Annotated in this window: 15 protein-coding genes; 10 read left to right on the top strand and 5 right to left on the bottom strand. The window is 48.0% G+C overall.

Features of this window, described 5'->3' with window-relative positions:
* The first annotated feature begins 126 nt into the window (after positions 1 to 126).
* The 4 genes from FBQ74_RS16080 (at position 127) to FBQ74_RS16065 (ending at position 3,089) form a co-directional block, all read left to right on the top strand.
* Positions 127 to 1,419 (top strand): NAD(P)/FAD-dependent oxidoreductase, encoded by a 1,293-nt coding sequence (locus tag FBQ74_RS16080; RefSeq protein ID WP_139757626.1) that lies wholly within the window; start codon positions 127 to 129, stop codon positions 1,417 to 1,419.
* A gap of 158 nt (positions 1,420 to 1,577) precedes the next feature.
* Positions 1,578 to 1,877 carry a hypothetical protein gene (locus FBQ74_RS16075; protein ID WP_139757625.1) on the top strand — a complete coding sequence of 100 codons (300 nt, stop codon included), beginning with the start codon at positions 1,578 to 1,580 and terminating at the stop codon, positions 1,875 to 1,877.
* A 58-nt stretch (positions 1,878 to 1,935) separates the two neighbouring features.
* Positions 1,936 to 2,496, top strand: a complete 561-nt coding sequence (locus tag FBQ74_RS16070) for a CBS domain-containing protein (RefSeq protein WP_139757624.1) — start codon at positions 1,936 to 1,938, stop codon at positions 2,494 to 2,496.
* 164 nt (positions 2,497 to 2,660) lie between these two features.
* On the top strand, positions 2,661 to 3,089 hold the full coding sequence (locus tag FBQ74_RS16065; protein WP_232371939.1) for an antitoxin Xre/MbcA/ParS toxin-binding domain-containing protein: 429 nt from the start codon (positions 2,661 to 2,663) through the stop codon (positions 3,087 to 3,089).
* 39 nt (positions 3,090 to 3,128) lie between these two features.
* On the opposite strand, the gene FBQ74_RS16060 is transcribed toward FBQ74_RS16065, so the two are convergent.
* Entirely contained in the window at positions 3,129 to 3,644 is a 516-nt protein-coding gene (locus FBQ74_RS16060; RefSeq protein WP_139757623.1) for a GNAT family N-acetyltransferase, read from the bottom strand.
* A gap of 769 nt (positions 3,645 to 4,413) precedes the next feature.
* Here FBQ74_RS16060 and FBQ74_RS16055 point away from each other — a divergent pair.
* Both FBQ74_RS16055 and FBQ74_RS16050 read left to right on the top strand, forming a co-directional pair.
* Complete coding sequence (locus tag FBQ74_RS16055; protein WP_139757622.1) at positions 4,414 to 5,643, top strand: sensor domain-containing phosphodiesterase; 1,230 nt, start codon at positions 4,414 to 4,416, stop codon at positions 5,641 to 5,643.
* 193 nt (positions 5,644 to 5,836) lie between these two features.
* Positions 5,837 to 6,268 (top strand): hypothetical protein, encoded by a 432-nt coding sequence (locus tag FBQ74_RS16050; protein WP_139757621.1) that lies wholly within the window; start codon positions 5,837 to 5,839, stop codon positions 6,266 to 6,268.
* Positions 6,269 to 6,312: 44 nt separating this feature from the next.
* Here FBQ74_RS16050 and FBQ74_RS16045 read toward each other — a convergent pair whose 3' ends face one another.
* Positions 6,313 to 7,491 (bottom strand): MFS transporter, encoded by a 1,179-nt coding sequence (locus FBQ74_RS16045; RefSeq protein WP_139757620.1) that lies wholly within the window; start codon positions 7,489 to 7,491, stop codon positions 6,313 to 6,315.
* Positions 7,492 to 7,635: 144 nt separating this feature from the next.
* Complete coding sequence (locus FBQ74_RS16040; protein ID WP_139757619.1) at positions 7,636 to 8,199, bottom strand: BON domain-containing protein; 564 nt, start codon at positions 8,197 to 8,199, stop codon at positions 7,636 to 7,638.
* 284 nt (positions 8,200 to 8,483) lie between these two features.
* On the opposite strand from FBQ74_RS16040, the gene FBQ74_RS16035 reads away from it, so the two are divergent.
* Entirely contained in the window at positions 8,484 to 9,797 is a 1,314-nt protein-coding gene (locus tag FBQ74_RS16035; RefSeq protein WP_139757618.1) for a methyl-accepting chemotaxis protein, read from the top strand.
* On the opposite strand, the gene FBQ74_RS16030 is transcribed toward FBQ74_RS16035, so the two are convergent.
* Together FBQ74_RS16030 and FBQ74_RS19010 are read right to left on the bottom strand one after the other, a co-directional pair.
* Complete coding sequence (locus FBQ74_RS16030) at positions 9,794 to 10,744, bottom strand: hypothetical protein (protein ID WP_139757617.1); 951 nt, start codon at positions 10,742 to 10,744, stop codon at positions 9,794 to 9,796. The genes FBQ74_RS16035 and FBQ74_RS16030 overlap by 4 nt on opposite strands.
* A 146-nt stretch (positions 10,745 to 10,890) precedes the next feature.
* Complete coding sequence (locus FBQ74_RS19010) at positions 10,891 to 11,340, bottom strand: VOC family protein (protein WP_168190693.1); 450 nt, start codon at positions 11,338 to 11,340, stop codon at positions 10,891 to 10,893.
* A 151-nt stretch (positions 11,341 to 11,491) separates the two neighbouring features.
* Between FBQ74_RS19010 and FBQ74_RS16020 the strand changes: the two genes are divergently transcribed.
* The 3 genes from FBQ74_RS16020 (at position 11,492) to cydB (ending at position 15,084) form a co-directional block, all read left to right on the top strand.
* Positions 11,492 to 12,250: a TSUP family transporter gene (locus tag FBQ74_RS16020; protein WP_139757615.1), complete on the top strand. Its 759-nt coding sequence runs from the start codon at positions 11,492 to 11,494 to the stop codon at positions 12,248 to 12,250.
* Positions 12,251 to 12,373: 123 nt separating this feature from the next.
* The gene (locus FBQ74_RS16015) at positions 12,374 to 13,951 is read left to right on the top strand and encodes a cytochrome ubiquinol oxidase subunit I (RefSeq protein ID WP_139757614.1); all 1,578 of its coding nucleotides are present in this window, start codon (positions 12,374 to 12,376) and stop codon (positions 13,949 to 13,951) included.
* Entirely contained in the window at positions 13,948 to 15,084 is a 1,137-nt protein-coding gene (cydB, locus tag FBQ74_RS16010; protein ID WP_139757613.1) for a cytochrome d ubiquinol oxidase subunit II, read from the top strand. The genes FBQ74_RS16015 and cydB overlap by 4 nt, the downstream gene beginning before the upstream one ends.
* Positions 15,085 to 15,091 lie beyond the last annotated feature (7 nt).

Genomic DNA, 15,091 nt, shown 5'->3' with positions numbered 1-15,091 from the left:
AGACTGATCATTCTATTTAGCCGTACATACAAGGAGTGCGGACTGTAAGAGCAAACCTGAGTGTCGCCCCAGCCATACATATTCATGGAGTGTGTATGGCTGGAACGATTACAAACAGGTTTAAATATGAAACGTATAGTTGTTGTAGGTGGTGGCGCCGGAGGATTGGAGCTGGTCACCCGGTTAAGTAAGTCACTGGGGAAATCAGAAAAAGCCGAAATCATACTGGTCGATCGCTCGCGCACTCATGTGTGGAAGCCGTTACTCCACGAAGTTGCGGCAGGAGTGATTGATAAAAGCTCAGATGGCGTCGACTACCGCATGCATGCTGTAAAGCATCATTATCGTTTTGAACTGGGTGAGCTGACCCATATCAACCCCGACGATAAACATATCGTGCTCAATACTCTCAATGATGAAAAGGGACATGAAATTCTTCCTGAGCGCCACATCAATTATGATTATTTGGTGCTGGCAATGGGAAGTGTTTGTAACGACTTTGGCACGCCGGGTGTGAAGGATTACTGCTTTACACTTGATTCACTGGATCAGGCTGAACAGTTTCACAGAGCGCTACTCAATCAATTATTACGTATCAATCAGTCAGAGGTTGATAAAACTACGTTGCAGGTAGGGATTGTCGGTGCGGGCGCAACCGGTACTGAGCTTGCCGCTCAGCTTCATCACATCGCCAACCTTGCCAAAGCGTATGGTATGCCGGACATGTCATCCGAGCGGCTGAACGTGACCATCATTGAGGCCGGTAAACGCATTCTTCCGGCGTTGCCTGAGAAAATAGCCGGCTCCGCGAAGCAGGCGCTCAAAAAACTGGGTATTACCCTGCGAGAGGGGACGATGGTCTCAAAAGCCACAGAAGAAGGCTTTATTACCAGTGAAGATGAGCTGATAAAAGCGGATTTGATGGTGTGGTCGGCCGGTGTAAAGGCCCCTGATTTTCTGGTAGATATGGATGTTTTTGAAACCAACAAAGCGAATCAGATTCTGGTGAATAAGCATCTTCAAAGTACCATCGATGATCATATTTTTGTTATCGGTGATTGCGCCGGCTTTGAACAGGAAGATGGCTCGTGGGTGCCTCCCCGTGCCCAGTCTGCACACCAAATGGCCAGTACCGCAGGTAAAAATATAATCAACCTGTTTAAAAATAAGCCGTTGGAAACCTTCACGTATAAGGATTATGGCTCACTGGTCCATTTAAGCCGATACAGCACTGTAGGCAGCCTGATGGGCGCGTTGTCTAACAGCAGTATGTTTATAGAGGGACGGCTGGCAAAACTGGTATATGTATCACTTTATAACAATCATCAGTTTACGGTGCATGGATGGTTAAAAGGTCTGATGACCCTGCTAAGCCGCAAAGTGAGCAATATTGTAAGACCAAAATTCAAGCTACATTAATTCAACGATCTCAGGGGCAATGCAGGTGCCCCTCTAACGCTTAAAGCCGTACTTACGCGGTTAACGCAATATTTATTCAGACCAGCGCCTGATGAAAAATGCATCATCGACCTTATACTCTTTACCATGAAAGATAAATCTTGCGCCAAAATCGTAAAATGAAGCACTGGTTACTGGTTGTCAGCCTGCTACTACTGTTGCCCGCCCAGGGGAACGGTCAGGGCCTGTCTGATAATCGTCTGGACCTGCAGCGTATTGCTGCTGCAGACAGCTGCTTCGGTGAGTTGGTAAAAGAAAATATTCAGCAGGCAGAAGATACTGACGGCGACGGTTTACTATCTTCTGCTACGCAGCCTCTTGCGCAGCGCCCGTTTGCGGTTTTAGTCAAAAATAGTGCATCTGCTGCGCAGACAGAAGGCGTTACACCCCCCATCCGCGCCCCGCCTCATTACATTTAATCGCACTGGCAGTACGCCACAAAAACACGCAATTAAATGAGTTTATGAGGATTTTCCTATGCACACCTTATCTCTTTTTAAAACCGAACCCTCGGACACGCTGGCATGGCCACAAACTAATGAACACTTATCACCAGACTCACCTGCGAAACTTGTTGTTGCAGATTTCAAAGAGCATGCACCCTACCGTTTAAGTGCTGCCACGCCTGCGTTAAGTATTTTACCTTTATTAAAGCAGTCCCACGTTCATGCGGCGCTGGTTACAGACAGTAATGAACGATTTTGCGGCCTGATTACTCGCGATAACGTTAGCGAAGCGCGATTGTTGCAGATTGTGGCGAGCGGCACACCTCGCGAAGATATTATCGCGGCAGACTGTATGCAGCCACGGAACACGCTTCACAGCGTTGCTTTTGAAGAGTTACAGCGGGCTAAGGTTAAAGATGTTCTTGAAACATTGCGGGCTTCAGGACAGCAACATTGTCTTGTTACGGACCAAAAAAGTCACGAAATCCGAGGGCTTATCAGTGCACTGGACATCGCTGAATTACTACATCTGGAAGTAAATATCGCCAGGCCTGCAACATTTGCGGAATTATCTCGCATTCTGGCTGCCTGATTAACAAAGGCTGAAATGTAAATATGTGCCGTTACATGAGTAACGGCGCGAACAGATGTAACTGAACGTTCATTGTGGATTAGAAATTGCACTAAACTGCATAAGATAACTGCAAAATGTTATTCGGGCATGAGAGAGTTACCAGCAACAGAAGGAGTAAGGTCATGAGAATGGCAAATAATCCACCCGCTGTAGTAATGAAAGCGTTTACCTGGGCATACGAAGAATTACAGTTAACCGCATTGGAGGCCTCGCAACTTCTGGGCGTGAGCGAAAATGCGCTGAAAGAAACTTCATTAGTGGGGTTTGAAAGCACCTCTGAGGAAAGCGAGGCCCAAATTGCATTTATCCGTATGTACCATTTACTGTATGCCATGTCAGATGGAGACACCGGGCAGATGATTGACTGGTTCAATCGACACAATCCCCACCTGGGCGCAATCCCTAAAGATGCCTGCCACAACCTGGCCGGTGTAAACTATATCAGTGATTATCTAGAGTCAGAACAAAGAGAGAAACCTGTCGCACCTCCCTCATTCATGATACCCGGACAGCCCAGAAAGCCCGTCCGTAAAGTAGCGGTACGCCGCTAAGCGTGAATTAAAGATGCCAGGGACAGCATCTTTGACGCGCTATACCGCTTTATCGGAGCTGCCGAAAGCGGCAGGGTATGAAACCTCGCCTTTGGGAAAGCCTTTGCCAAACGAACGCGCCAGAAAATATCCCTGCGGAATACCTGAAAAAGTCAGTGAATTGACCTGTTCGAACCCAAAACGTGTGTAATAAGCAGGATCACCGACTAACACACATCCCTTCGCGCCACTTTCCTCAAGTTGTTCAAGCGTACTTTGAATCAGTCTGGAGCCGCCACCTTTGCCCTGATATTCCGGAATTACCGAAACCGGACCAATACCAAACCAGCCTTTGTGCCCATGCGAAATGTGAATGCGGCAAACAGCAATATGACCGATCATCTGACCGTCTCTCTCTGCCACACGGGACAGATACAACTCTTTCGCTTCACGCAGTGCATCAACAATAGCGTGCTCACGCTGATTAGTATGTTCTGCATGGTGAAATGCCTGTTTAACAACCTCGCGTATCGGCGAAATGTCAGCTGGCTGTTCTGGTCGAATCGTCAGTATCATAACGGGCTAACGCTTCCTTCACGTAAAAACAAGTAAAAACCATCATCGAACAGGGCGGGCTATATCATCACTGGTCTACAGCCTGTCCCACCGTGTCGATAATTTACTCATGCCAAAAACGCACCACATCATCTGTTTGTCAGAAAACTGCACCACAGGGAGGTATATCGCGGGGCGGGGCGTAGACAGATGACGCTGAATGGCTGGGATAAAAGCACAGCAATGAGGATAAGGTGTCGCTGATTGCCCACATCAGGCGCAATAGCAGTGGGCCTGAACAGCAGGCATAAAAAAACCGAGGCTTGGAGGACCTCGGTCAATAAATTGGAATACACATGGTTATCGCTGCGGCTAGAGATGGGATACCGAAGCGATGAAAAGACTATAGCAACACCATATAGGGTTATCGCTCTGAAGATTCATATATAGGTATTTACCTTTATACGTTACCTGCTTTGCAAATCTGTTATTAATCGACCTTGCTTTAAGCCATGTTGTTTTCCATTCAGGATGATTAGCTTTGAGGTGTTCACGATGCACCTGATATAATGCGCTGCTCGTGCGAAACCAACAACTTACCGCTACAATAAGTCACTATGTGCAAAGCAATACCGCAACATTGTAAAAGAGAGAACATTTCGGTCAGGTGCTGTTTCTTGCCGGCCGGCGTTTTGCCATTTGTAAGCCAGTAAGTGTCCAAAGCAGGTTTTTTAAAGGATTACCCTCTCGGGGTGAATAAAAGTAATACCGGGATAGTAGAGAATGTTCTATGTCGCAGCAAAGTTTTGAAGCGTTTTTGGCAGGTGGCGATCCTGCCAAATTAGGAAGTATCGCCGATTTGTCTATGCTTCTTGAAGCGATTCGTCGTTACCTGAATATGGATGTGGCGTTTACCTCACGCTTTACTGAAACCGATCGATTAGTTGAACTTGTAAGAATAGACGAGAACGCTTCAGGCTGGTGTGAGCTGAAGTCGGGTGCCTCTGACCCACTTGAAGAATCTTTTTGTTTCAAAATCGTGGAAGGTCAGCTTAATAACATTATCAGTGATACCAGTGTCGACCCTATTACCAATAAGATGCCGGTGACTACGCAGCTCAATATTGGCTCGTACATCGGTGTGCCGATTCCGCTTGGTGAAGGCGAGATTTACGGTACATTGTGCTGTTATGACAAATCATCGAATGACACGCTGGGCGAGCGGGATGTCGAGTTGCTGCATATCATCGCATCTTACATCGGCCAGGTACTTGGCAGAAGTTTCAATAGTAAAAAGAAACAGGAAGCCATTCGCAGGCAGGTCAGGTCGGTCATTGATAATGGGCAGATTGATGTGGTGTTCCAGCCGATATACGGTCAGCAAAGCCAGCATTATGAGTATTATGAGGTATTAGCACGATTCAACACAGAACCGTACCGCCCGCCCAATGAATGGTTGTATGATGCCGATCTTGTTGACCTTGGGCTGGAAGTAGAAAGTGCCATTGTTAATAAAGTCGCGCAACGACTTAAGCAGGCTAATGCCAGCGGCCTTGGATTAAAAGTTGCCATCAATGTAAGTCCGCGAATGATGGAAAGTGGTCTGCTGCCCGGGCTATTGCGTGATGTGGATAGCGATCAGCTTCGAATCGAGTTAACGGAACATGTACGCATTACCAATTACGAAGAGTTCCGCACCTTTTTAAAGCCGCTCAGTGATAAAGGCTTTAAAATTTGCATAGATGATGTTGGAGCAGGCTTTGCCAGTCTGAAGCATATACTGGAAATTGAGCCGGATGTCATAAAACTGGATTTAAGTCTTGCCAGCAATATTCACCAGGACACGAAGCGACAGGCGCTGGTAACAGGCCTGCTTGCGTTTGCGAGTAGTTTTAACTGCGAGGTTGTGGCAGAAGGCATTGAAACTATTGAAGAGTATCATGCCCTGGAACAACTGGGCGTGAAATTCTTTCAGGGGTGGTACTTTTCAAGGCCTGTCGCTTTCGATCAGCTATCCTGAATCAACTGAGCACCTAACGCTTATTCCCGGTTGAAAACCGACGCTTGTGGCGTCGGTTTTTTTACAAATATAGCAGGGATTGGTATGGTACGCGCTTATAGTCAAATTTAACTGCGTTCGTGCGCTAGCTATCAATTATATGTTTAGATTTTTATTCTGTATTTGCTTATCACTGCTGCTTACAGGCTGCTCTGTGCACCCCAGCTATGAGCACATGCAAAGCCACTTTAAAGAGAATCGCGCTACGTTTTCCATGATTGCGGCGGTGGCATGTGAGATAGGCAGGGAAAGCGATGCCACTAAGCTGTCGATAAAGCCTGATACGGCTAAGAGCGAAGCGCTGTTAGATCTTGCCAACACAGTAGAAGTGGATAGCATTATCTACTGGGAAAAGAACAATAAATGTTCATTGTCTATGCCCGTTTTTGAAAACCAGGACAATGCAGCCCATCAGCAATTTGCGTATCGCTATAATGTCAGCTCGCCGCGTCAGTACAACGCAGAAAAGCATTCCTATGAAAAGGTGAAAAGTGCTGTGAGTGAAGGTAACAAAAGCCAGGTAGCTTTTGACATGAAGCTTGCACGGCGCTGGTTTTTCTCTTTTTTCTATAAAAATGTCAGCTAAGCCAAACGCCGGATAGCCCCCAGCGCTTCCTGTTACTTTGCACATCAACCTTCTGATTTGATTTTAAATATCAGTAGTGTCGCTATAACCAGCATAATGACACCCGCCAGCATGAACGGATAGCGGTGATCGAAGTGATAGGCCATGGCTGAGAGTGGTGGGCCGATAATATAACCCATGGCCGGGGTTGCCGTTATCATGCCGGTTACCCGACTTTGTCTTTCCGGCAAACAGCGCATCGTTGCCAGCGCCGCCAGTGACGGGTAAGCGGCTCCCATGCCTAGTCCCAGTATCCCCATCGCCACGTACAGCATTACGGTTTGTTGGTGAATGGCAATAATCAGATAAGCCAGCGCTAAAAGTGGTGCCGCCACACATATTAACGTTTCTGGTCTCATCAGGTGGCGCTGAACTACGCCAAACTGAATCATCAGCGAGAACACGGCGCTTACCATCATTGCCGAACCCGTCAGTTGTGCAGCTTGTACAGTGTTTACACCATTTTCATCCATAAGAAAAAAGGCAAGGCTTTGCTGCATCATTGCCATACACAAGAACAAACAGGCGCAACCAATGATAAAAAGTTTTACTGAGGCAGACACCGGGCCGACATCCGGACCCGATGCATCGGTTTGCGGCTTTGCTGACGGTAAAAAGGCGGGTAACTTCTGCCACACCAGCAACAGTGCAACAATCGTAAGCGCGAGAATACTGTAAAGAGGGGTGAGCAATCCGAAGGTAACCAGCACGCCAGCCAGCGGCGGGCCCAACACCTGCCCGAGATTGTTGGCCGATGTTACCTTACTGATAGCTGACGCCCTGTGTCGCTGCTCGCTCATTGCTACCACGTAGCCCACCGCCGACGGTGGTGTTGCCGACATCACTGAAGATTGCAGGCTTCGGGCTAACAGCAGGATAACGAATAACGCGGTGCCACCTAAAAAACCCGTCAAGCCTGCCCACCACAGCGATGCGAACACAAAAGTACCCAGTGTATAACCAGACAGGCCGACCATCAGCAGGCGCTTATAACCGTATCTTACTGTCACCCGGCTCCAGCAGTTAGCGCCGATGGCAAAAACAAATGCGGAGGATGACATCATCACCGCAACCTGCCATTCAGTCAGTCCTGCTTCACGACCAAGAGAAGGTAGTACAGTCAGAAAAACACTTTGCCCGACAGCAGTGGCCAGCAACGCAAAAAATAAAATCAGATAGGTCATTTAACTGCCGCAAGAAGAGATAAATATCAAAAACACGTCATTGTATCATGCAAGGTAAAATCATTAGGCTTATAAAAAAAGCTCCCGCCAAATGGCGGGAGAAATCAGAGGTATAATTAGGCCTGGGCCGGCCTAGAGGGGAGATTAACTGTCAACAGACAGTTCACTTTTGACGTCGCTTACGTCAGCAGTGTTCTTCGCAATGGCGACAGCCAGATCCCTTTCACTGGGGTTTCTCACCGTGCCTGCAAGTGTGACTACTCCCTGGCTGACATCCACATTAATATCAGTGCCAGAAAGTTCCGACTCCAATAGCAACCTTGTCTTAATGACGGTTGCTATTTTGGCGTCCTTCATATCCTGGGTAAATGTATCCCAATTACCTTCATAATCCTGAGGCGTAACCACCGATAAACGATTATCCACTTCGTCCACGCCTTCGATAGACTCAGCAAGTTCTGTGGCAAGACGCTTATCTACCTCGCTGCCAACTTTGCCGGTCAGAATGACTTTTCCGTCATTGACATCAGTATTGATGTCGAAGGTGTTAAGTTGCCCGTTAAACAGCAGGGTGGCTTCCACTTTACCGTCAATCCAGGCGTCATTAGCCGTTGCTTTCCAGTCATTCGACCGATCGTCAGCCAGCGTTGAAAATGACGTTGTTATACTTGCTGTCGCAATTAAACAAGTGAGAATTGTCCGCTTCACACATTTATTCATTATCAGGCTGGTTAACTGTTGTACTTGATTTATCAGAAAGCCAAATATATGCCATCTTCATTTTGCGTTTCTAAGTATCTAATTAATGTGAATTTTTTGATATTTAATGTTGAGAATTTTCTGCCAGCCGATAGCTAAGGGTGAACAAATTACCATCACTATGTCGTTTCTTACATACAGTGATTATCCAAAAGTTTACTGGTCAGCATGACGGTATGCACTATGATTATCATTTGTAACAAGAATAAAGATCTTACTGCTTCGGAGAAGCCATGTTCAATAGCCGTTTAAAAAATGAACTGACGCAAATGCAGGAAGAACTGCATCACTTGCGGCAAACTCGCAACCGTCTGGATGATGAGATGCTGTACTGCCGACTGAGTCGCACCGGCAACCTTGAGTATGTAAACAGCGTGTTTTGTGAAGAACTGGGCTACGCACAGGATGGCGTGCTAAACAAAGACTTCTTCTCATTTATTCCTGATGTGGCGAAAACTACGCCCCACTATGACAAGTTTAAATCGGCATTTGAGCGGCAGTCGCATTATGTCGGTGTAGTGAACATTACCAAAGCGGATGGTACGGAGGGGTGGCTGAGAACAATAATGCAGCCAGTCCAGAATTTATCGGGCGACCTACTGCATTTCACTTTGCACAGCAGTGACCTTACCCGCACGATCAGCCAGTCTAAAGAGCATGAGAATCTGGTTGATGCACTGCAACGCTCTACAGCGGTTATTGAGTTTGAGCCTGACGGTACGATTATCACGGCAAACACACCATTTCTGCGGGCAACCGGCTATCGACTGGAAGATATCCGGGGCAAGCATCATAAAATATTTTGCGAAGCATCGCTGGCTGACAGTGATGAGTACCGTCAGTTCTGGCAATACCTGAACAAAGGGCAGTTTCACTCCGGGCGTTTCAAGCGAATTGACTCGAGCGGCAGAGAGCTGTGGCTAGAGGCCTCCTATAACCCGGTGATGGATCCCCACGGGCGATTGTATAAAGTTGTTAAATTTGCATCGGTGGTGACCGAGCAGGTAGAGCGCGAGCAAGCCATCTCTGCAGCTGCCGAAATTGCATTTAGCACATCAAAGCAAACGGATAAAACCGCCACTGAAGGAAGTGAGGTTATTAAAGAGCTCGTTTCGGTGATGAACTCTCTGGCCGATAAGATGGTTAAGGCCAGCGAAGGTATTGTCGAGCTGGATGAGCAGTCTCAGCAAATAGCTACCATTATCAACAGCATCAGTGGGATTGCTGAGCAGACCAACCTATTAGCGTTAAATGCCGCTATCGAAGCTGCGCGGGCCGGTGATCAGGGACGTGGCTTCGCTGTGGTCGCCGATGAGGTAAGGCAACTGGCCTCACGTACGACCGCTGCAACAGAAGAAATTGTCAGTGTTGTTCAGCGCAATCAGTCGCTGACCTCCGATGCAGTGGCACGTGTAAATGCCGGTAAGGAACAGGCTGAACGTGGCGCGGCGCTGGCCGATGATGCAGGTAATGTGATTGTTGAGATTCAAAGCGGCGCGAAAGAGGTCGTCGACGCAGTTGGTCAGTTCAGTCAAAGTCTTAACTAGTGACTGATGATTCTGTACTCGTAGGGGAAATGTTGTAATCGCTCGCGCAGTACTGAATTAAACTCAGGGATACCTGGTAACGGCGGTGTAATCTCAAAGGTATCCTGTTCAGCGTCGTAGCGACAATGCTTTATATTGATACCGTTTTCCACCAGCCACCGTTTACCGTGATAATCTTCAGGTGAGCGGTGCTGAGGTTCGAAAATAAGCGATTCAAGCTGCGAACGCTGTTCTTTTTTGGTCAGGTTTAATTGCTTTTCTGTATAACGCTTGATTGCCTTCTGAAGCAGGTCAGGTCGGGCATTCTTACGTGCATGACCTTGCGTTAATGGCAGCAACACCGTATTGGAAAGCTGGCGCGTAGACAGATTGGGGGTTTGCAGGCAACTTTGGCAAAAAATGGTATTTTGCTGAGTGGTTCGGAAACACGCTCCGCATTGATAAGTGATATCCCGAAGCCGTCGCATCTGGTCGGTTTCCACCAGATAATAGCCATAAAGCGTTTCATTTTTCGCAGAGTTTCCCAGCACCTGACAGCTATCATACAAATGAGCACCCGGATTGGTCGGGCTGTCATAAGCTACATCCCATGAACGAGTGTGCAATGTACTGGTTTCAAGCCATACCTCACCACTGAGCACCGGGTTTTTTTGACGCAGATATTCACTGGTTGGAAGTGTGGTAACAAAAGGGTGGGCAGCGACCTGGCTCGCTTTCTTGAAGCCCTTTTCTCCGGCAAAGGCAACAACCGTCGTTTTTATAATCGGGTGAGATTCGCGTGCCCTGTGTGTCAGTGCGATGGCTTCAGGCTCTAAACAACGCTTCGGCGAATTAGAGTGACACTGCGGGCAATTATCATAAATTGAAAAAAAGTGAGAAGTGTCGGTCGAGAACACATAGCGACAATCCGGGCATCGATAAAGCTTAGCAGAGCGTTTTGCAATCACTTTCTTATCCTTTGGCTAAAAGCGCCCGAAAAAAATCCGCCCGGTATTATTAACGTTTCATGGCGAAATCTGAACAGAGAAAAGTATCCAGAATTTGCAGGTTGAGCAATTAGACCAAAGTATAAAGGGAGGGGCAAGCGGTTTTGTTACGCACTTACCCGGGCAGAGGTGCTGGGTTTGGCAACATCAAATGCCACCACGTGAGATGCCTGTACAATTTCCCATTGATTGCCATACAAATCTGCCACCATAAAGGCACGACGCATATCCGGTTGATAAGGCGAAGGCAAGATGGTTAACCCTCTAGATTCTAAAGTATTTCGCATCTGGCAAATATCGCTGGCGGACAACGCGCCAACGGTACCATCTCCGGCTTGCTGACCCACCAGCGCTTGCTGGTCACGGCTTACCGCGCGTTTAAGCACCAATCTTACCGGACTGGAATCGCTGGGGGCAAGTGTCACCCATCTGGAACCGTCGGATCTCAGGGTATCGGCCACAAGTGAAAATCCAAGCTTTTTCCTGTAAAACTCACTGGCTTCATTTTCGTCATCAACCAGCAGTACAAAGGAAGATAAGGTAAAGTTGTCAGTCATAGTAAACCTGGTAAAACGGATAATATTGCGACAGTGTAGTTGCCATGGCCCCTTGTAGCAGGTACATTTTTTTACACACAGGTATTCCGTACAACGCCTGAGCAGACAACGGCCAGCATCAGTAAACGGCTGGACAGGAGCAACAACGTTGATGGATTTACTCACAGTAGCAGGCAGTGTCTCACAGGGGGCAGTGTTGCTGCTTACTGTCACCTCTTTTGTCACTGCATTGTTTACTGCCATGCTCGGTGTGGGCGGCGGTGTTTTATTACTGGCTGTCATGGCATCTGTGGTTCCCGTTCAGGTATTGATTCCTTTGCATGGCCTTGTACAGTTCGGCGCAAACGGCAATCGGGCGTTAATGACGGTACGTCACCTCGATAAGCCGGTCTTCTTCTATTTTTTGGCAGGTGCTGTGGCAGGTGCCGTGCTGGCATCATTTATTGTGGTGCGTTTACCGGTAATTGTTATTCAGCTGGCGGTTGCAGTGTTTATATTGCTGCTGGTCTGGGGACCTTCACCGAAGACCCGAAGTGTTTCCCGCCGTGGAAATATCGTGACTGGTGCTGTGACCACGCTTATTGCAATGTTTGTCGGTGCTGCCGGACCATTGGTCGCAGCGTTTATACATAGAAAATACGATGACAAACTTACCCTGACCGCCACATTTGCTGCTTGTATGACTATGCAGCATGCGCTTAAAGCTATCGTGTTCAGCACCATAGGCTTTGCGGTTTATCAATGGCTGCCATTAATTGCACTGATGATTACCAGTGGCGCCGCGGGTACCTGGCTTGGGCTTAAAGTGCTGGTACGGCTCCCCACGCACCACTTCAAAACTGCCTTTAAATGGATTGTCACACTTCTTGCCATCCGTCTGCTTTACGATGCCGCTATTACCCTGTTTTAACCGTTCAATCTGCGTTCTCTTGCGATAGATCAAATCCTGCTTAATTACGATGTGATTCACTTAGCACACAGAGTTTTCATGCCCGTTTGATAACTCGAAAAATAAGTACTAAGGAGACACATCATGAGCGATACGTTGGTTGAACTATCGCGCTGGCAGTTTGCACTGACTGCTATGTTCCACTTTATTTTTGTGCCACTGACATTAGGCCTTAGCTTTTTGCTGGCTATTATGGAGTCGGTGTATGTAATGACCGGCAAAGAAATCTACCGGGAGATGACTAAATTCTGGGGCAAGCTGTTCGGTATTAACTTTGCCATCGGTGTTGCTACGGGACTGACGATGGAATTTCAGTTCGGGATGAACTGGTCATATTACTCGCATTATGTGGGTGATATTTTCGGTGCCCCGCTGGCTATTGAAGGTTTGATGGCCTTCTTTCTGGAGTCGACGTTTGTCGGACTCTTCTTTTTCGGCTGGGATAAAATGTCGAAAGTGAAACACTTGATGACGACCTGGCTGGTAGCGCTTGGCTCAAACTTTTCTGCACTCTGGATACTGATTGCTAATGGCTGGATGCAGTATCCGGTAGGCGCAGAATTCAATTTTGAATCTATGCGTATGGAGATGACCAGCTTTGCTGAGGTGATTTTCAACCCTGTTGCGCAGGTTAAATTCGTCCACACCGTGTCAGCCGGCTACGTCACCGGCGCTATCTTCGTGCTGGCTATCTCCAGCTACTATCTGCTTAATCATAAACATATTGCATTTGCTCGCCGTTCATTTGCTATAGCCGCAAGCTTCGGGCTGGCATCAGTGTTGTCGGTCATCGTGCTGGGAGACGAAAGTGGCTATGAGTTGGGTGATGTTCAAAAAGTAAAACTGGCCGCGGTTGAGGCAGAATATGAGACACATCCTGCGCCGGCAGCATTTACGCTGTTCGGCTTACCCAACGATGAAAAAGAGCAGACAGAGTATGCGGTGCAAGTGCCATGGCTAATGGGGCTGATAGCAACCCGGTCGCTGGATGAAGAGGTAACAGGCCTTAAAGACCTGAAAGTTATTCACCGTGAAAAAATACTATCCGGTGTGATTGCCTACGAACACCTTAATAGCGTGCGTTCAGGTGATGCGAGTGAGCAGGAGCTGGCGCTGTTTAACCAGCACAAAGACAATCTGGGTTATGCCATGTTACTTGAGCCCTATACCCAGGATATTACCAACCCAACTGATGCTGCCATTGCTCAGGCTGTTGATTACAGTATTCCTGCAGTGGCGCCCCTGTTCTGGTCCTTCCGTCTGATGGTCGTGTGCGGCTTTTTAATGCTGGCGTTATTTATTGCGGCATTCTATTACAGTACCAAACATCGTATTACCCAGCCGCGCTGGTTACTAAAAGCGGCACTGTACAGTCTGCCACTGCCCTGGATTGCCTGTGAGGCCGGGTGGTTTGTCGCCGAATACGGCAGACAGCCATGGTCAATCGCCGAAGTACTGCCAGTACACACCTCTGTTTCGAACCTGAGTGTATCTGATGTCGTTACCACGCTGGTGTTGTACAGCGGGTTTTATACGGTCATGTTCATTATCGCTTTTTACCTGATGAAAAAATTCGCCCGCAAGGGGCCGGTCCCGCCGGCTGATGATAGTGAAGTCGATGAAACAATTGGTCTGACAACAGACGAAGGAGTAAGAGCATGATTGATTATGAGGTATTGCGCGTAATCTGGTGGTGCCTGATTGGTGTGCTGCTAATTGGCTTTGCTGTCACTGACGGGTTCGATTTGGGGGTAGGCTCACTGCTCACAATCATTGGTCATAATGATAAAGAGCGGCGCGTCATGATAAACACTATCGGCCCCCACTGGGACGGTAATCAGGTTTGGTTTATCACTGCTGGCGGAGCTATTTTCGCCGCATGGCCGATGATCTATGCCACGGCATTTTCAGGGTTTTATCTGGCTCTTGCGTTAACATTGATCGCGTTGTGGATGCGGCCAATCGGCTTTGATTACCGCAGTAAGCTTCCTGATGCAAAATGGCGCAAAGCGTGGGACTGGGCACTATTCGCCGGCGGTTTCGTTCCGGCACTCATCTTTGGCGTGGCATTTGGCAATTTATTGCTCGGCGTGCCTTTTGTACTGGACGATACCCTTAAAGCAACCTACACAGGCAGCTTTTTTGGATTGCTGTCTCCCTTTGCCCTGCTCACTGGTTTGGTGTCTGTGGCCATGTTACTCAACCACGGCGCAGCATGGCTGCAAATGAAAACCGATGGCTTTGTGGAAGTGCGCGCCCGCGCTACTTCAGTGATTCTGTCTGTGGCTACCGTGGTTCTGTTCATTGTCGCCGGCATCTGGGTCGCGTTTGGTATTGATGGCTTTGTCGTTACCTCACAAATTAATACGCTGGGCACATCTAACCCGCTTTTGAAAACAGTGGTTACTGAGCCTGGTGGCTGGATGAGAAACTATATTCAGTATCCCTGGATGGTGGCCGCACCTGCACTGGGGATTGCCGGGGGGATGCTTTGTGCAGTTTGCTCAAAGTTACACCGTCCGGGCTGGGCGTTCGTGGGTAGCAGCCTGATGATGGCCGGTATCATTCTGACCGCAGGCTGTTCTATGTTTCCGTTTCTTATGCCAAGTACCACCATGCCTGACGCCAGTCTGACTATGTGGGACGCAACCTCAAGCCTGATGACACTTAAAATAATGTTCGCCGTTGCCTGCATTTTTGTACCGATAGTACTGAGTTACACAGCATATGGTTTTTACGTCATGCGTGGTCGACTCAAATCAGATGACTTAGATAAATCTCACGCCATTTATTAGGAGGCAT

Source organism: Salinimonas iocasae, assembly GCF_006228385.1.
Classification (GTDB): domain Bacteria; phylum Pseudomonadota; class Gammaproteobacteria; order Enterobacterales; family Alteromonadaceae; genus Alteromonas; species Alteromonas iocasae.
Note: the sequence above shows the minus strand (reverse complement) of the source record. Positions and strands in the feature narration are given on the sequence as shown.